The following is a 17,971-nucleotide window of genomic DNA, read 5'->3' on the forward strand; positions in this document are numbered from 1 at the left end:
CGCTTGCTTTTCGTTGCCGGCCGGCGGTTGTGGAGTGAGCTTCGAATACCGAACCGGATTCGCCACGTGAGGGGTGGAAACCGTCGGGTCACTTCCGCCAATCCGGGTGACCGGGCATCGCGGGCGTCTTGGCGCCGTACAGCCACTCCGTCAGCAGCGGTGCGAGGTCCTGGCCGGACACCCGGTTCGCCGTCGCGATGTAGTCCGCCGTCGTCGCCGAGCCACCCCGGTGCTCGAGGTAGAACGCGCGCTCGATCCGCTCGAACGTCTGCTGCCCCACGGTTTCGTGCAGCGCGAACAACGTCAGCGCACCCGGCAGGTCGGTGTCCAGCAGGATGCCGCCCGGGCTCGTCAGGTGCGCCGGCGGGCCCGACTGGTCGCGGATGGACTGGTCCTGCTGGTACAGCTCGCGCATCGTGTCGAGCAGGTTCCGATAGCCCTGCGACGCGCCGAAGACGTTCTGGTAGTACATCGCGTGGCCCTCGTTGAGCCACATGTCGTCCCACGACGCCGGGGACACCGCGTCGCCGAAGTACTGGTGCGCCAGCTCGTGCACCATGGTCTCCGACTGCACTTCCGGCGGCAGCGCCAGTGCCGGCGCCGAGAACGTCGACAGGGTCGCCGTCTCCAGCGCCACACCGTCGTACGGGCCCACCACGCCGAGCACCCCGTACTTCTCGAACGGGAACGGCAGGCCCAGCGTGTCCTCCAGCCACCGCACCTGCTCCGGAGTGCGCCGCGCGGCTTCGGTGATCCGCGGCAGCACGTTGGCGTCGGTGATCCCGTACTGCTCGGTCGCCTGCGGTGGAACGCGGAAGCCGCCCATCGTCGACGGGACGTGGCTGACGATCGGCAACCCGTGCGGCCCGGTCTGCTCGACCGTGGTGAACCTGCCGACCGCGACCTGCACCACGTTCGTCGGGATGTCCGTCACGGTCCCGTACACATAGGACGAAAGTCCGTCGCGGGTGCTGAGCGAGCGCAGTGTGCCGTTGGCCGCGACCTGCCGGTCCCGCGGCACCGTGACGCGGAAGGTGAACCGGGCCTTGTCACGCGGGATGTCGTTGCACGGGAAGAACAGGTGCGCCCGGTCCGGCTGGCCCATGAGGGCGAACCCGGAGTCGGTCTCGGCCCAGCTCTCCCATGTGAAGGGGACGTCGGCGGGCCAGTCGTAGTACGGCGGAATCGGCTTCCGCGCGCGGTCGGCGGTGTAGCCGACGCGGACCTCGAACGTCCGGCCCTCGCGCAGCGTCTTCGCCGGGGTGACCAGGAGCTTCTCGTGCGCCGGGTCGACGGTGAACGTGGCCGGGACACCGTTCACGGTCACCGACTCGATCCGCTGCCCGACCGAGTCGAGGCCGAACGACGACAGGTTCTGCGCCGCCCGCGCCGTCATCACCACCGACGACCGCATGGTGGTGACGGCCGGGTCGTAGTCGAAGCTCACGTCGTAACCCGTGGCGTCGTAACCGCCATTGCCCAGCGTCGGGATCAGCCGCTCACCCGCGCTGGTCGCCCCCGGCGTGCCCGGCGCGGCGTCCGCCGTGACCGGGCTGAGCGCCGCCCCCACCAGCACCGCCGCCGCGGCCCACACCCTGCCTCGCATGCTCGATGTCCCTCCCGTTCCGGTGCCGGTCCTCATCAGACAACCAGTCCAGGCGCGGCCACATCGGCCGATCGGCCGGGCGTCACCTGGCCGGGTGGCCGACGGCCCGTTGGGCTGCGCGTGTTGACGGATGGTTGACGCGCCGCGTCCGGCATGCCGGTGGCGAGGCGCTGGTGCAGCAAGACTCCCCGGATTGGGCAAACCGGATGGATCGTGCGGGACCAGCCGGCCGTCCACGTGCCGTCGACACAACGCGGCTAACGTCGGTGTGGTGACGACCATCAACCCGACCGAGCCCGTCGCGCTGATCGGCGCGGGCGCGCTCGGCACGCTCCTGGGCCACCACCTGGCCCGTGCGGGACACCCCGTGATCGTGTGCGGCCGGTCCGAAGTGGACCGGCTCGTGGTGACCGACGAGACCGGCCGCCGCGAAGAGCCGGTGAAGTGGGCGGCCACGCCCGCCGACCTGCCCGCGGTGCGCTGGGCCGTGCTCGCGGTGAAGATCGGGGCCACCCCTTCCACCGCGGAGTGGCTCGCGAGACTGCCCGCCGACGGCGGGGTCCTCGTCGCGCAGAACGGCATCGACCAGCGGGAGCGGGTGAGTCCGCTGACCGCCGCGACGGTGGTCCCCGCGCTGGCGTGGCTCAACTGCGAGCTCGTCGGGCCGGGCCACACCCGCAGCCGGACCACCGGACGCGGCATCGTGGTGCCCGACGACGACGGCGGCCGCGCGGTCGCCCGGCTCTACGACGGCTCCGGCCTCGTCGTGGAGACCAGCCCGTACCTCCCGCTCGCCTCGTGGGAGAAGCTGATCATCAACGTGGTGGCCAACTCGCTCACCGCGCTGACCGGTCGGCGCATGGAAATGCTGGGTGATCCGGCGTTGCGGGCGATCGCGATGGACCTCGCGGCCGAGACCGCCTCGGTCGCCAGGGCGGCCGGGGTGGCCCTGACGGGCACGCGGGCCAGGGAGATCGTCGAGTGGCTCGCCGGGACGGACCCCGGCCTGACCACCTCGATGCTGCAGGACCGGCAGGCCGGGCGCCCGCTGGAGCACGACGGTCTGCTCGGCCCGGTCGTGACCCTCGCCGGCAAGCACGGCATCCCGGCGCCGGTGACGACCACGATCCTCCGCCTGCTGCGCGGCCTGCCGCGCTGAGCACGCGAAAACGCCGTCCGCACCGGAGAAATCCGGCGCAGACGGCGTTCTTCACGTCCGGGGTCAGAACCTCGTGCAGCGGTAGCTCGACGCGAGCGCCGGGTCACCGTGGCCCTGGTAGCGCGACACCTGCGGCAACGGGCACAGGTCCCGCGACGCCGAACCGTCTACGGTGCGCGCGGCCAGCGTGGCGGGGGCCGTGCCGTGCTCGACCCAGTCGACGAGCGCGCCGAGCGCGTTCACCGGCTGGGCACCCGCGCCACCACCGCAGTGCTGCACACCGGGGGCGAGGAACAGGCGGTAGAAGTCGTTCACCCGTTCCGCGCCGCCCATCCGCCGCTCGACCTGCGAGCGGTAGGCGAGCGTGCCGCCCGGTGGGATCAGCTGGTCGGCGGTGCCGACGAACGTGATCAGCTTGCCGCCCGCGCGGCGGAAGCCCGACAGGTCCGGGTCCGAGGTGCCGATGACCCGGTCGTACTCCCGCACCGACTGCCGGAACAGGTCGCGGTACTGGGCGTAGGTCAGCTTCGACGTGTCGAAGCCCGGCTGCTTCTCCAGGAAGGCCTGCACCCACTGCACGGCCACCGGGAACCCGGGCGCGCTCAACTGCCCGTCGGGCCCGGGCGCGGTGCCCGCGAGCCAGGTGTAGTCCGCGCCCTTGGGCAGCCCGGACCACAACGACCGTCCGCGTTCGTCGGTCGGGCCGTTCCAGATCTTGCGCATGACGTCCGCGTCGGCGGTGGTCACGGTGACCTCCTGGCCGTCGCAGAGCACCTTCTCGCCGACGAGCGAGCGCGGGTCGTAGCTGCACTCGTCCGGCCGGTCGATGATGCCGTTGCTGACCCCGTCGCGTGGATCGCACGCCTGGATCGCGGCCTGCTGGAACGCGCCGAGCACGCAGTTGCTGACGAAGTGGTGGTCGTTGCTCATCACGGTCTGCGGCCACAGGGTCGCCACCGCGAACTGCGTCCAGTTCACCGCGGGCGCGTTGGCGAGGATGCCGTCGAAGTCGTTCGCGTAGTGCTGGGCCTCTTCGTAGCCCTGACGGCCACCGGTCGAGCAGCCGTTCCAGTACGCGTACGACACCGCGCGCTGGTAGTGCTCGCGCACGACGTCCTTGCCGATCACGGCCGACTCGTGCACCGAGCGGGACGCGAAGTCGGTCAGCAGCGCCTGGTCGACCGTGCCGTTCGCGGTGACCACCCAGCTGGTGTCGAGCTCGCTGCGCACCCCGGCGTCGGTGGTCACGCCCGCGTAGCCGTCCTTCACGGCCTGCGCCAGCGGCGGGCCGAAGTTGCCCGCGGCGTAGGCGCTGCCGCCGACGCCCTGCAGGCGGCCGGTCCAGCCGGTTTCCGGCAGCGCCACCGCGATCTTGACGTGGTCGCTGCCGGTGTGGGTGACCGTCACGGTGATCTGGCAGTACGCCGGCACCCCGGTGATCTCGCCGGCCGGGGCCAGCGGGGTGGCGGGGAACGAGACGGTCCCGCCGTCGTGGTGTTCCGCCTGCACCGACTCGATCTTCGCGCCCGCAGGCGCGGTGACGGGCACCGCCGCGCAGGCCGGTGTGGCGGCCTGCGCGGGGGTCGACGCGCTCGCGGCGAGGGGGATCAGCGCGGCCAGCGGCACGGCCGCCGCCAATAGCCCGGCCAGGCGTCCGGCTCTTCGTCCTTCTGGCATTTCTGGCACCTTTCTTCCGGGCTCGACCCTAGGAACCGGAAGTTGACGATCGATGGACGTTCCGCGGACGGGGCTGGGTATCGTCGCCGTCGGGACATCGACGGCAGGGGTGCGGCGGGATGGGGCTGTTCGGACGGGACACCGAGCTCAAGAGGCTGACCGAGCTCGTGGACGGCCCGGGGGAGTGCACGGGTTTCCTGCTGACCGGGGAAGCCGGCATCGGGAAGTCCGCGCTCGTCGCGGAAGCAGTCGCCGCCGCGTCGGTCGCCGGGGTGCGCGTGCTGACGGCCACCGGCGTGGAGGCCGAGCAGAACCTCGCCTACGCGGGCCTGCACCAGCTGCTCTACCCGATGCGGGCAGGGATGGACGCGCTGCCCGCGCCGCAGAAAGCCGCGTTGCGGACCGCGCTCGGCCTCGCCGACGGGGACGAACCCAGCACCTACCTGGTCGGCCTGGCAGCGCTGACCCTGCTGGCCGAGGAGGCCGCGGACCGGCCGCTGCTGCTCGTCGCCGAGGACGTGCACTGGCTCGACCGCGCGAGCGTCGACGTGCTGGCCTTCGTGGCCCGCCGGATCGACTCCGAGCCGGTCGCCCTGATCGCGACCCTGCGCGACGATGACCGCTCGACGCTGCAGGACGCCGGGCTGACCCCGATGCCGGTCGAGCGGCTGTCCGACGAAGACGCCGCCGGCCTGCTCGACTCGGTCGCCCCGGACCTGGCCCGGCCGGCGCGGGAACAGGTGCTCGCACAGGCGGCCGGCAACCCGCTCGCGCTGGCGGAACTGCCCGCCGCTGTGGCCGGAGCGGGCGTGCTCGATCCCGTGCTGCCGCTCAGCGACCGGCTCGAACGGGCCTTCACCGCCCGGGTCTCCGACCTGCCCGCCCCGACCCGCACCGCGCTGCTGGTCGCGGCGCTCGGGCAGAGCGACTCGATCGCCGAAACGCTGTCCGCCACCGGGCTGGTCCGGCAGGACACCGTTGAGGTCGACGTGCTGGCCCCGGCGGTGGACGCCGGTCTCGTCGACGTCGCGGTGGGGGCGGTGACGTTCCGGCACCCGCTGATGCGGTCGGCCATCCCGGCGGCCGCGACGCTCGCCGAGCGCAGGCAGGCTCACCTGGCGCTCGCGGCGACACTGGTCGCGCACCCGGACCGGCGGGCCTGGCACCAGGCGGCCGCGACCACGAGCGCCGACGAGGCGGTGGCCGGGGAACTGGACGACGTCGCCGAACGCGCCCGCCGCCGTGGTGCGGCCACGGCGGCGATCGCCGCGGTCGAACAGGCCGCCCGGTTGTCCGAGCGGCCGGACCGGCGCGCGGTCCGCCTGCTGCGCGCCGCGGAGCTGGCAGGCGACTGCGGCCGCCGCGAGACGGTCGAACGGCTGGTCCGCGAGGCGCAGACCCTGGAACTCACCCCGCGCCAGCAGGCCACCGCCGCCTGGTTGCTCAGCGCGTTCGAGGACGGGGTGCGCGAGGACATCACGCGCGTCGCGGAACTCGGCGAGCTGGCGTCGCAGGTCGCCGATGACGGGCACCCCGAGGTCGCGGTGCGGGTCCTGTGGAGCACCGCGATGCGCTGCTTCTGGTCCGAACCCGGCCCGGAGACCCGGCGCGCGCTGCTGGCGGTGTCGGACCGGCTGCCGTTGCCCGACGACGATCCGCGCCAGGTCGCGATCGCCGCCTACGTCGCGCCCTTCGACCGCGGTGAGAGCGTGCTCGCCGGGCTGCGCACGCTGGCCGGCTCCGCGGGGGCGGACTCCGCGGCCGACCGCTACCTCGGCAGCGCGGCACTGCAGGTCGGGGCGTTCGACCTGGCGGCGCGGTTCTCCGCGGCGGCCGCGCCGGGCCTGCGGGCCCAGGGCTTGCTCGGGCTGCTGCCGCGAGCGCTGGCCGTGCAGGCGTGGAGCCGCACCCGGCTCGGCGATCTCGCCACCGCGGTGCCGATCGCCGCCGAGGCCGCCCAGCTCGCCAAGGAGACGCACCAGCCGTTCATGTTCGGGCTGGCCACCGCGGTGCAGGCCGAGATCGCCGCGCTGCGGGGCGAGCACGAGCAGGCCACCGCACTGGCCGACGAGGCCGAGCGGGCCGGGCTCGCCGCGGGCGCCCGGCCGGTGCTGGCGACCGTCCAGCTCGCCCGCGGGCTCACCGCGCTGAGCGAGGGGCGCTACGAAGACGCGTTCGCCGACCTTCGCCGCGTGCTCGACCCGGCCGATCCGGCCTACCAGGCGGCGTTGCGGGCGTACTTCCTCGCCGAGCTGACCGAGGCGGCGGTCCGATCCGGACAGAGCGACACGATGCGGGACATCCTGGCGGAGATGGAACCGCTCGGGAAGACGACCTCGTCCCCGGCGCTCCACATCGGACTGCGGTACGCGCGGGCGGCGCTGGCGTCCACCGACGACGCCGAGGAGCTGTTCCTGGCGGCGCTGCGGGCGGATCTGACCGGCTGGCCCGCCGAGCGCGGCCGCGTCCACCTGGCGTTCGGCGAGTGGTTGCGGCGGCAACGGCGGGTGGTGGAGTCGCGGACGCACCTGCGGACCGCGCGCGAGACGTTCGACGCGCTCGGCATGACCGCGTGGGGTGAGCGGGCGCGGCGGGAGTTGCGCAGCGCGGGGGAGTCGAGCCCGAACCGCGGCCCGGACGCGCGGGAGAAGCTGACGCCGCACGAGCTCAGCATCGCCGAGCTGGCCGCGCGTGGGCTGACCAACCGGGAGATCGGGCAGCGGCTGTACCTGTCGCACCGCACGGTCGGCACCCACCTGCACCGGATCTTCCCGAAACTGGGCGTGAGCTCGCGCGGTGACCTGGCCGGCATCCTCGAAAACCTGGGGTGACGTACACCCGCAGCGTCATCCGACGGGCGCGGAACCCCGCGCGCGGTGCCTAGCGTCGTCGACGTCAACGGGCACCTCGCACGGGAGAGTTTCGAGATGATCAGCAGGAGACTGTTCGGGCAGACGATCGCGGCGGGCGCGGCGGCGGCTTCGCTGGCCGGGTGCTCGCCGAAGGCGACACCGGCCGCGGCTCCCCCTCCGGGCGCGGACCTGCGGACGGGCTCCGGCGAGCACACCTCGCTCGGCCCGGTCAAGCAGGTGACCGCCGGGGTGCTGGACATGGGCTACTTCGAGTCCGGGCCCGCGACCGGCACGCCGGTGGTGCTGCTGCACGGCTGGCCCTACGACCCGTACAGCTACGTCGACGTCGCACCGCTGCTGGCCGCCCAGGGTTACCGGGTGATCGTGCCGTTCCTGCGCGGGTACGGCAGCACCACGTTCCTGTCCGGGCAGACCGTGCGCAACGGGCAGCAGTCGGCGATCGCGCTCGACGTCATCGCCCTGCTGGACGCGCTCAAGATCGACAAGGCGGTTTTCGGTGGCTACGACTGGGGTTCGCGCACGGCCGCGATCATCGCCGGGCTGTGGCCGGAGCGGGTCAAGGCGCTGGTCGCGGTCAGCGGCTACCTGATCACCAACCTGGCGGCGAACCAGCAGCCGCTGGCGCCCGCGGCCGAGCTGGGCTGGTGGTACCAGTACTACTTCGCGACCGAGCGCGGCGTACTGGGCTACACGAAGAACCGGCACGACTTCAACAAGCTGATCTGGAAGAACGCCTCCCCGGCGTGGAACTTCGACGACGCGACGTTCGACCGCAGCGCGGCGGCGTTCGAGAACCCGGACCACGTGGCGATCGTGGTGCACAACTACCGCTGGCGCTTGAGCCTGGCCCCGGGCGAGCCGCAGTACGAGGTCTACGAGCAGAAACTGCAGACCGCACCGGCGATCACCGTGCCCACGATCACGATCGGCAGCGACTTCGACGGCCCGGCGGCGGACGGCATGGCGTACCGGAGCAAGTTCACCGGCAAGTACGACCACCGCGTGTTCGCCGGCATCGGGCACAACGTGCCACAGGAGGCGCCACAACCCTTCGCGCGCGCGATCGTGGACGCGGACCACCTGTAGGGGCTGTCACGCGAAAAGCGCCTTGCTGCCCCGGGCTTCTGTCCTCAGTGGAATTTCGAGCGAAGGTCAACGCCGCCTCGGAAGAAGAAGCGCGAGCAGCGTCCCCAGCACCACCAACGGCGTGATCCACCGGAACGCCCCACCGATGTTCCCCGCCACGTCACCGCCCAGCAGGGTCCCGAACACCGCCACCCCGAAGGCCGCGCCGATCGACCGGGCGAAGGTCACCACCGCGCTCGCCGCGCCGATGTCCGTCGCCGGGACCGCGTTCTGCGCCGCCGTCAGCGCGACCATCGGCACCATCCCGACACCCACACCGGTCACCAGGAAGTACAGCACCAGGACGAACTGCGCGGTCCCCGGCGCCAGCGTGCCCAGCAGCACGAGCCCGGCGACGTTGAGCACCATGCCGCTCACCAGCACCACCCGCACGCGCGCCGGGTTCGCGATCCACCGCCCGGCCAGCGACTGGCTCACCACCAGCCCGATCACCAGCGGCAGCATGTGCACCCCGGACAGCGTGGCCGACACCCCGTCCACCACCTGCAGGTACGTCGGCAGGTAGACCAGCACGCTGAACATCGCGACGTTGGCGGCGAACCCGACCACCGAGGCGATCACGACCGTCCGCGAGGTGAGCATCGACAGCGGCAGCACCGGCGCGACGGCCCGTCGTTCGACCGGGATCACCAGCGCGATCAGCACGACGGCCGTCGCCGCGAGACCCAGGATGCCCGGTGACGCCCAGCCCCACCGCTGGCCGAACGTGGTGATCAGGATCAGCGCCGTGGCCGTCGCGGCCAGCAAACCCGCGCCCAGGTAGTCGATCCGGGCGGCCGGGCGCCGCACCGCCGCCGGCAGGTGCCGCGCCGCGATCGCCACCGCCACCAGCCCGACCGGCACGTTGACCAGGAACGCCCACCGCCACGACAACTCGTCGGTGAACAGCCCGCCGAGCAGCGGCCCGGCGATGCTCGCCACGCCGTACACCGAGCCGAACCGGCCCTGGTACCGGCCGCGCTCCTCCGGCGCGACGATGTCGCCGACGAGCGCGAACGTCAGGACGATCATCCCGCCGCCGGCCAGCCCCTGCAGGGCGCGCGCGGCGACGAGCTGCGGCAGGTCCTGCGCCAGCCCGCACAACGCGGAGGCGACCAGGAACGCCGTGGTGGCGATGAGGTAGAGGCGTTTGCGCCCCAGCATGTCGCCGAGCTTGCCCCACAGCGGGGTGGCCGCGGTCGAGGCGAGCAGGTAGGACGCGGTGACCCAGGCGATGTCGCGGAACCCGCCGAGGTCCCCGGCGATCCTGGGCAGCGCGGTCGACACGATGGTCTGGTCCAGCGCGGCCAGCAGGACAGCCAGGACGAGCGCTGTCATCGCCGGCCGCACGGCGGGTCTGGCGGGGACGTCGAGGGTGGTCATCGTGCCTGCACGGGGATCGTGACCGTCTTGTACTCGGTGTAGGTGCCGAGCCCGACCGCGCCGTACTCACGGCCGAGGCCGCTGGCCTTGAACCCGCCGAACGGCCCGTCGAACCCGATGGGCGCGCCGTTGACGGTGATCGTGCCGGTGCGGACCCGGCGCGCGACCTCCAGCGCGTGCGCGGGATCGGCCGACCACACGCCGCCGGACAGGCCGTACTCGGAGTCGTTGGCGATGCGGACCGCGTCGTCCTCGTCTTCGTAGGCGATGACGACCAGGACCGGGCCGAAGATCTCCTCCTGCGCGATGCGCATCGAGTTGTCCACGTCGGCGAACAGCGTCGGCGTCACGTAGAAGCCGTTTTCCAGCCCCGCCGGCACTTCCGGGCCGCCGGTGACGAGCCGGGCGCCCTCCTCGATGCCGGTCCGGATGTAGTCGAGGACGCGCTGCTGCTGGTCGCGCCGCACCATCGGGCCGATGAACGTGGTGTCCTGAGCCGGGTCGCCGACACCCAGCGATTCGACGAGCTCCGTCAGCCCGGCGACCACCTCGTCGTAACGGGCACGCGGCGCGAGGATGCGGGTCTGGGCGATGCACGACTCGGCGTTGTTCAGCAGGGAGGAGAACTTCACGCCCTGGATCGCGGCGCCGAGGTCGGCGTCCGGCAGGATGATCATCGCGGACTTGCCGCCCAGTTCCAGGCTCACGCGCTTGAGCTGCGCACCGGCCAGCGACGCGATGCGGCGCCCGGCGCGGGTCGAGCCGGTGAAGGCGATCTTGTCCACACCCGGGTGCTTGACCAGGTGCTCGCTGGTTTCGCGGTCCGCCGGCAGCACGCTGATCACGCCCTCCGGCAGGCCGGTCTGTGCCAGCAGGTCCGCGAGCAGGTTCATGCTCAGCGTGTTCTCCGGCGACACCTTGAGCACGACCGTGTTCCCGGCCAGCAGCGCAGGCAGGATCTTCGCCATCGCCGACGAGAACGGCGAGTTCCACGGGATGATCGCGGCGACCACGCCGACCGCTTCGCGGCGCACGACCGAGCGGAACGGCGCGGCGGGGTCGGAGGGTTCGAGGGTCTCCTCCCAGCCGAACTCCTCCGCCGCCTTCAGGTAGGCGTTTGCCTGACGGGTCAGCCCGGGCCGGCCGGCCTTGGTGAACCACAGGGCCGAACCGTTCTCGGCCGAGATGAGCGCCGCGATTTCGTCGGCGCGCTCCTCGCGGAGCTTGACGAGCCTGCGGATGACGGCGATCCGCTCGGCGGGCGAGGTGCGCGGCCACGGCCCTTCGTCGAAGGCCTTCCGCGCGGCGGCGACGGCCCGGTCGACGTCCGCGGGCAGCGCCTGCGCGGCGCGGCCCAGCAGCGACTGGTCGTGCGGGGACCGGATGTCCAGCAGCTCCGCGCTGCTCGGGGTGGTCCACTCGCCGCCGATGAAGAGCTGCTCGTAGGTGATCACTGGTGCTCCCTCCGGGATTCAACTGCCTCATCAATGTAGCACTTAATTGCCACAGTGATGAGGCGTTTAGTGTCCGGAGGGTCACACTTCAGCGGAGGTGGTGGCTGACATCCCCGACGAGCCGGATGCGGGTGTGACGCTCCGCGAACCGCCACCGGCCTTCAGGCCGACGAGTTCCGTGCACTGTGGACAAAACGGGCTCGAGCCCGCCACCGGGGACAACGGGGGCGGGCTCGAGGTACGGGGAGAGGTCAGGCGACGGTCGCGTCGAGGGTGACCTCGATGTTGCCGCGCGTGGCATTCGAGTACGGGCACAGCTGGTGCGCACCCTGGACCAGCTCGTCGGCGGTGGCCTGGTCGACGCCGGAGGCCTCCAGGTGCAGCGCCGCGCTCAGCTTGAAGTCGTTGGCCTCCGTGTCGTGGTGCAGGGTGACCTCCGCGATGACGGCGAGGTCGGCCGGGTGGACCTTCTTCGCCGTGGCGACCCGGCGCACCGCGCCGACGAAGCAGGATGCCCAGCCGGCGGCGAACAGCTGCTCCGGGTTGGTGCCGTTGCCCGCGCCGCCGAGTGCCTTGGGCACGCCGAGCGTGACGTCGAGCGCGCCGTCGTCGGACCTGGCGTGACCCCCGTTGCGGCCCTCCGCGGTGGAGGAGGCGACCGCGGTGTAGGTGATCTCAGACATCGGCTTTCCTTTGCGTTCCGTGGGATGTGCCGACCACGCTACGAACGCCGGAACCGCCGCGGCGACCGTCGGGCGACGTCACCGCTGTACGTCATCGCCGGGATCCCGCGACGAGCGGAGTCCGGCACCGAGTGGGTGGCGCGGTGACGTACAAGCACTGCGTCACGTGACGCTCGCGAGGGCCGGCCCGGCAGACCTACCTTCCGGGTATGCACCGCCGGGCAGCCGTGATCACACAGCGCACCCTGGTTCCGCCGCATTCCCGTCTGACCATCCTCGGACCGCCCGGCCTCCGCTGCGGCGACGCCGAGCCGGAACTGGGTACGCCGCAACAGCAGGCCGTGCTGATGCTGTTGTTGTCGCGCAGTGGCAGCTTCGTCCGGGTCGGCGAGCTCATCGACGGCCTGTGGGGTGATCGCGCCCCGGCCACCGGTGAGGCCATCATCCGCACGTACATCTCGCGCCTCCGGCGCGTGCTCGCCGAGCACGGCCTCGGCTCGGCGATCCGCTCGCAGTCCGGCGGCTACATGCTCGACCCGTCGCTGTTCGCGCTCGACGCGGACGAGTTCACGCGGCTGGTCGAGACCGCCAGGCAGGAACGCGCGAACGGGGACGTGCCGGGCGCGGTCAAGCACCTGCGCGCGGCGCTCGACCTGTGGACGGGCACCGCGCTGGCGGGGGTGCCGGGTGAGGCCGCCGAGGGGGAACGCGTCCGCCTGGAGCGGCTGAAACTCATCGCCACCCAGGAGCTGCTGCAGCTGCGCCTGGAGATGGGCGAGCACGCCGAGGTGGTGGCCGAGGTGCCGCTGCTCATCCAGTTGAACCGGCTGGAGGAGCCGCTGTACGAGATCCAGCTGCTGGCCCTCTACCGCAGCGGCCGCCGTGCCGAGGCGCTGGAGGTCTACCGGATGGTCTACGACCTGCTCGGCACGGAGCTCGGCGTCAGCCCGGGGCCGCGGCTGCGGGCCATCCACGAGAAGATCCTGCGCGGCGACGACGAGTTCGTGCCCGCGCTGCGGGCCGTGGCGCCGGTGGCGGGCCGCCCGGCTGGTGCGGCACCGGACCGCGCCGTCGGATCCTGGTTCGTCGGCCGGGACACCGAGCGCGCCGCCTTCGCGGCGATGCTCGGGCGCAGGCGCGACGACGGCCTCGTGGTGTTCTTCCTGTGCGGTCACGCCGGGATCGGCAAGTCGACCCTGCTGCGCCGCTACGCCGACGACGCCACGGCGGCCGGCCGGACGGTGTGGCACCTGCACGTCCTCACCACCATGGAGTTGCGGGAACGCCTGGACCAGCTCGCCGAAGGGTTGACGGCGGCGTCCGCCGGACCCGTCGTGCTCGTCGACTCCTTCGAACGGCACGGCGAACTCGAACCGTGGCTGCGCGACGAATACCTCCGCGCGCTGCCCGCCGATTCGATCGTGGTGGTGGCGGGCCGCGCCGGGCCCAGCGCCGGCTGGATCACCGACCCGGCGTGGTCCGGTTCGATCGTGGTGCGGCGACTGGACGCGCTCGGCGCCGCGGAGTCGGCGGCGCTGGTCGAGGCTCGGGGCGTCGATCCCGGGTTCGTTCCGTCCATCGTGGACTTCGCGGCGGGCAACCCGTTCGTGCTGTCGCTGGCCGCCGAGGTCGGGCGGAGCATGTCGGCGACCGGGCAGCCGTCGCGCCGCGAGGCCGTGCGGTTCGTGGTCGACACCGTGCTCGACACCCTGATCGGTGCGGTGCCGTCGGCGCAGCACCGGCGGGCGCTGCACGTCTGCGCGCATGCCCGGTACACCACCGAGGACCTCCTGCGCGTCGCCGTGCCCGACGGGGACGCCGCCGAGCTGTTCGACTGGCTGCGGGTGCAGCCCTACGTCGAGACGCCGGGGCACGGCCTGGACATCAACGGGGTGCTCCGCGAAGCGCTGGAGGCCCACCTGCGGTGGCGGGACCCGGTCGGCTACGAGCGCATGCACCGTCGGATCCGCGACTACACGATGAACACGCTGCTGCGCGACGCCACCGATCCGCGGGCGAGCGCGGCGGTCCTGCGGACCATCAGCCACCTGCGGCGCCGCGGCGGGGTGACGAGCCGGTACGTGTCGGCGACGGGGGAGCCGGACGTGCGGGCCACCGGCGTCACCCCGGCCGACCACGACGAGCTGGTCGCGCTCGCGCGCGAAACCTGCGGCGAGTTCACCGCGTCGTCGGTCCGGTTCTGGCTGAACCGCCAGCCCGGCGGCTTCTACATCCTGCGCTGCGCCGACAGCGGCCGGTTGCGTGCCTTCATGAGCTGGCTGACGGTGCGCGAGCCGGCGCCCGAGGAGCTGGACGCCGACCCGGTGATCGCGGACGTCTGGCACGACGTCGCGCGGCGGAACCTGCCGCCCGGGGCGCACTTCGGCATCGCCCGGCACCTGATCTGCCCCGCGTTCGAGTCCAAGCCGAACCCCATCACCGACGTGTTCCTCGCCCGGGTGATGCGCACCTGGGTGCACGAGCCGGGCCTCGCGGCCTCCTACCTGGTGATCGCGGACCGGCAGTTGTGGGCGCCGTTGATGGGCTACCTGGACCACTACGAGCTGAGCTGCTCCGCGCCGGCCTACCCGTACGCGATCTTCGGCCATGACTGGATCGCCGACCCGCCGTCGTCCTGGCAGGACCGCCACCTGGCGGACGAACTCTGGGCGCCACGGCGCCCGGACCTCTTCCGCCGCGCGGCCGGCTAACCCGGCTCGATCCGTCCGTTGTGGACTCCCAACTCGGCGCCCCGCCACCGCTCACGCAGGCGGCGGTCGTGCGCGGCCACCACGATCGCGCCGGGGCCAGGGCCCAGCGCGTCCTCCAGTTCGTCGCACAGGGCGGGGGAGAGGTGGTTCGTCGGCTCGTCCAGCAGGAGCAGCTGCGGCGGGTTCGCGACGAGGATCGCCAGCGCCAGCCGTCGTCGCTGGCCCACCGACAGCTCGCCGACCGGCTTGTCGACGTCCCACTTCCCCAGCAGTCCCAACGATTCCAGCGGCACCGCCCCGGCACCGGCGCCTGCTGCGTAAGTCTCGCGTGCGGTTCGCGAAGGCTCGGGGAACTCGGTGTCCTGGCTCAGCAATCCGGTCCGCAGCTTCGGCAGCCGCCGCACGCCGGGAACGTCCAGACGCCCCGCCAGCAGGTGCAGCAGCGTCGACTTGCCCGCGCCGTTCGCGCCGGTGACCAGGAGCCGTGCCGTGGCGCCGACGTCGAGGCGCTCGACCGTGAGCCGTCCGGGCACGTGCACGTCCCGCAGCGACACCAGCACCTCGTCCGGCGCCTGACCGGTGAGCGCGTCCGGGCGGAACCGCAGCGGCGGCGGGGGAGCGGGCACCCGCGTGCGTTCCAGCTCCTCCAGCCGTCGCGCGGCGTTGCGGACCCGGCGCGAGATCGAGTTCTGCACCCGCCCCGCCCGGTGCCCGTACCCCATCTTCTCGCTGTCCCGCGGCGCCCGGTTCGGCGCGACCCGGTGCGCGGTCACGCCCAGCGAATCCCGCAGCGCCGCGATCTCCTCCTGCTCCTCGGCGTAGCGCCGCTCCCACCGCTGCCGGTCTGCCCGTTTCTGCGCGAGGTAACCGGTGTAGTTCCCGCCGAACCGCACCGGCCCGCCGACCGCCGGGTCGAGGTCGACGATGTCCGTGCACACGGCGTCCAGGAACGCGCGGTCGTGACTCGCGACCACAACGGTGCCGGGCAGGCCGCGCACCTGCTCTTCGAGGAACGCGGCGGCACCGTCGTCGAGGTGGTTCGTCGGCTCGTCCAGCAGCACCGCGGACGGCCGCCGCACCAGCAGCGCGGCCAGCGCGAGCCGTCCGCGCTGCCCGCCGGACAACTCGCCGAGGCGGCGCTCCAGCGCGACCCCGCCCAGCCCCAGCCCGTCGAGGACCATCTTCGCGCGCCGGTCGGCGTCCCACGCGTCGTGCAGCTCGGCGAGCGCCAGCCGCTCGGAGTACACGTCGAACAGCCCCTCGTCCTCGGCGAGCAGCGCGCCGAGCCGCTCCAGTTCCGCCAGGTCCTCGCGCGCGCCCGCGAGTGCGTCGTCGACCACGTCCGCCACCGTGGCCGCCGGGTCGAACGGCATTTCCTGGTGCAGGTAGCCAAGATCCGCCGGGCGCTCGACGCTGCCGCGGTCCGGCCGGTCCACTCCGGCCAGCACGCGCAGCAACGTCGACTTGCCCGCGCCGTTCTCCCCGATCAACCCGATCCGGTGCCCGGGCGCCGCGGTGAGCGACACCCCGTCCAGCACCCGGCGGTCACCGAGGACGCGCACGAGGTCGTGCGCGACGAGAGCCGCCGCCATCAGCGGGACTCGGCCAGCTTGCCGCCGTCGAGCCGCAGCCTGCGATCGATCCGGATCTCACCCAGGAACCGCTCGTCGTGGCTCACCACCACGAACGCGCCCTGGTAGGCGTTGAGCGCGCTCTCCAGCTGCCCGGCGCTGACCAGGTCCAGGTTGTTCGTCGGTTCGTCCAGCAACAGCAGTTGTGGCGCGGGTTCGGCGAACAGGACGCACGCCAGCGTGGCGCGCAACCGTTCCCCGCCGGACAGGACGGCGACGGGCAGGTGCGCCCGGTCGCCGCGGAACAGGAAGCGCGCCAGCAGGTTCATCCGCTGCGCGGGCAGCATCGCGGGCGCGAACGCCGCCAGGTTCTCCGCGACCGTCCGCGTGTCGTCGAGCAGGTCCAGGCGCTGGGACAGGTAGGCGATCCGGCCGTCGGCGCGCTTGATCTCGCCGCCGTCCGGCTCGAGATCGCCGGTGATCATGCGCAGGAGCGTGGACTTGCCGGACCCGTTCGCGCCGGACAGCGCGATGCGCTCCGGACCGCGGATCGCCAGGTCCACCCCGTCGCCGAAGAGGTCCCGCTTGCGCAGCCCCTCACCGAGGAACAGCGTCCGGCCCGCGGGCACCGCGGTCTGTGGGAGTTCCAGGGTGATCTTCTGGTCCTCCCGCAGCGACCGCTCGGCCTCGTCCAGCTTGGCCTTGGCCGCGCTGACCCGGGCCGCGTGCGTGCCGTCGGCCTTGCCCGCGGACTCCTGCGCGTTGCGCTTGCGGGCGCCCGCGAGGATCTTCGGCAGGCCGGCGTTGGCGAGGTTGCGTTGCGCGTTGCTCGCCCGCTTCGCCGCCCGCTCCCGCGCCTGCTGCATCTCCCGCTTCTCGCGCTTGACCTCCTGCTCGGCGCTGCGGATGTTCTTCTCCGCCACCTCGCGCTCGGCCTGCACAGCCTGCTCGTATTCGGTGAAGTTGCCGCCGTAGTACCGGATCTCGCCGCCGTCGAGCTCGGCGATGCGGTCCATCCGGTCCAGCAGCGCGCGGTCGTGGCTGACCACCAGCAGGCAGCCGGACCAGTCGTCGAGCACGGCGTAGAGCTGGTGCCGGGCCTGCAGGTCGAGGTTGTTGGTGGGTTCGTCGAGCAGCAGCACGTCGGGCCGCTTGAGCAGCTGGGCGGCCAAGCCGAGCGAGACGATCTGGCCGCCGGACAGGGTGCCCAGGGTGCGGTCCAGCGTGATGTCCTCCAGGCCGAGCCGGTCCAGCTGGGCGCGGGTGCGCTCCTCGATGTCCCAGTCCTCGCCGATGGTGGTGAAGTGCTCCTCGGCGACGTCGCCGGACTCGACGGCCGCCAGCGCGCGCAGCACCGGCTCGATGCCCAGCACCTCGGCGACGGTCGGTTCACCGGTCAGCGGGAGGTCCTGCGGGAGGTAGCCGAGCAGGCCGTCGACGGACACGCCGCCGTCGGAGGGCTTCAGCTCGCCCGCGATCAGCCTGAGCAGGGTGGATTTGCCTGCCCCGTTCGGGGCGACGAGACCGGTCCGCCCGTCCGGCACGCTGAACGACAGCTGGTCGAAGACGGGGGTGTCGTCCGGCCAGGAAAAGGACAGACCGGACACGACAATGCGGGATTCGGACATGGAAAAGAGACCTCGAAAAGGGGTGGCGCGGACCAGTGGACCGCGGATACGGGTGGATGACGACATCGGCCACCACGGCAGCGCCGGGGGCTTGCTCACTC

11 protein-coding genes are annotated in these 17,971 nt (G+C 72.5%); 4 read left to right on the top strand and 7 right to left on the bottom strand.

The window, feature by feature from the left end:
- Positions 1 to 88: 88 nt before the first annotated feature.
- Positions 89 to 1,606, bottom strand: coding sequence for a M1 family metallopeptidase (locus tag ACCP09_RS34525; RefSeq protein ID WP_433752994.1), 1,518 nt, complete (start codon positions 1,604 to 1,606; stop codon positions 89 to 91).
- Positions 1,607 to 1,877: 271 nt separating this feature from the next.
- On the opposite strand from ACCP09_RS34525, the gene ACCP09_RS34530 reads away from it, so the two are divergent.
- Complete coding sequence (locus ACCP09_RS34530; RefSeq protein WP_433752996.1) at positions 1,878 to 2,765, top strand: ketopantoate reductase family protein; 888 nt, start codon at positions 1,878 to 1,880, stop codon at positions 2,763 to 2,765.
- A 63-nt stretch (positions 2,766 to 2,828) separates the two neighbouring features.
- Here ACCP09_RS34530 and ACCP09_RS34535 read toward each other — a convergent pair whose 3' ends face one another.
- Entirely contained in the window at positions 2,829 to 4,442 is a 1,614-nt protein-coding gene (locus ACCP09_RS34535) for a tannase/feruloyl esterase family alpha/beta hydrolase (RefSeq protein WP_433752998.1), read from the bottom strand.
- Between the two features lie 119 nt (positions 4,443 to 4,561).
- On the opposite strand from ACCP09_RS34535, the gene ACCP09_RS34540 reads away from it, so the two are divergent.
- Both ACCP09_RS34540 and ACCP09_RS34545 read left to right on the top strand, forming a co-directional pair.
- Positions 4,562 to 7,273, top strand: a complete 2,712-nt coding sequence (locus ACCP09_RS34540) for an ATP-binding protein (RefSeq protein ID WP_433753000.1) — start codon at positions 4,562 to 4,564, stop codon at positions 7,271 to 7,273.
- Between the two features lie 96 nt (positions 7,274 to 7,369).
- On the top strand, positions 7,370 to 8,401 hold the full coding sequence (locus ACCP09_RS34545) for an alpha/beta fold hydrolase (protein ID WP_433753002.1): 1,032 nt from the start codon (positions 7,370 to 7,372) through the stop codon (positions 8,399 to 8,401).
- Between the two features lie 66 nt (positions 8,402 to 8,467).
- Here the strand turns inward: ACCP09_RS34545 and ACCP09_RS34550 are convergent, their stop codons facing one another.
- The 3 genes from ACCP09_RS34550 to ACCP09_RS34560 all read right to left on the bottom strand — a co-directional run bounded on the left by ACCP09_RS34550 (position 8,468) and on the right by ACCP09_RS34560 (position 11,960).
- Positions 8,468 to 9,823, bottom strand: a complete 1,356-nt coding sequence (locus tag ACCP09_RS34550; RefSeq protein ID WP_433753004.1) for an MDR family MFS transporter — start codon at positions 9,821 to 9,823, stop codon at positions 8,468 to 8,470.
- Complete coding sequence (locus ACCP09_RS34555; RefSeq protein WP_433753006.1) at positions 9,820 to 11,277, bottom strand: aldehyde dehydrogenase; 1,458 nt, start codon at positions 11,275 to 11,277, stop codon at positions 9,820 to 9,822. Before ACCP09_RS34555 ends, ACCP09_RS34550 begins: the two co-directional genes overlap by 4 nt.
- Before the next feature lie 251 nt (positions 11,278 to 11,528).
- The gene (locus ACCP09_RS34560) at positions 11,529 to 11,960 is read right to left on the bottom strand and encodes an organic hydroperoxide resistance protein (protein ID WP_433753008.1); all 432 of its coding nucleotides are present in this window, start codon (positions 11,958 to 11,960) and stop codon (positions 11,529 to 11,531) included.
- A gap of 209 nt (positions 11,961 to 12,169) precedes the next feature.
- Between ACCP09_RS34560 and ACCP09_RS34565 the strand changes: the two genes are divergently transcribed.
- Positions 12,170 to 14,671: a BTAD domain-containing putative transcriptional regulator gene (locus tag ACCP09_RS34565; protein WP_433753010.1), complete on the top strand. Its 2,502-nt coding sequence runs from the start codon at positions 12,170 to 12,172 to the stop codon at positions 14,669 to 14,671.
- Here the strand turns inward: ACCP09_RS34565 and ACCP09_RS34570 are convergent.
- Positions 14,668 to 16,263, bottom strand: coding sequence for an ABC-F family ATP-binding cassette domain-containing protein (locus ACCP09_RS34570; protein WP_433753012.1), 1,596 nt, complete (start codon positions 16,261 to 16,263; stop codon positions 14,668 to 14,670). The two genes, ACCP09_RS34565 and ACCP09_RS34570, sit on opposite strands and share 4 nt — an antisense overlap.
- The gene (gene abc-f, locus ACCP09_RS34575; protein ID WP_400985417.1) at positions 16,263 to 17,870 is read right to left on the bottom strand and encodes a ribosomal protection-like ABC-F family protein; all 1,608 of its coding nucleotides are present in this window, start codon (positions 17,868 to 17,870) and stop codon (positions 16,263 to 16,265) included. The genes ACCP09_RS34570 and abc-f overlap by 1 nt, the downstream gene beginning before the upstream one ends.
- Positions 17,871 to 17,971: the final 101 nt, after the last annotated feature.

The organism is Amycolatopsis sp. 3B14, assembly GCF_050958625.1.
Taxonomy (GTDB): Bacteria; Actinomycetota; Actinomycetes; order Mycobacteriales; family Pseudonocardiaceae; genus Amycolatopsis_E; species Amycolatopsis_E thermoflava.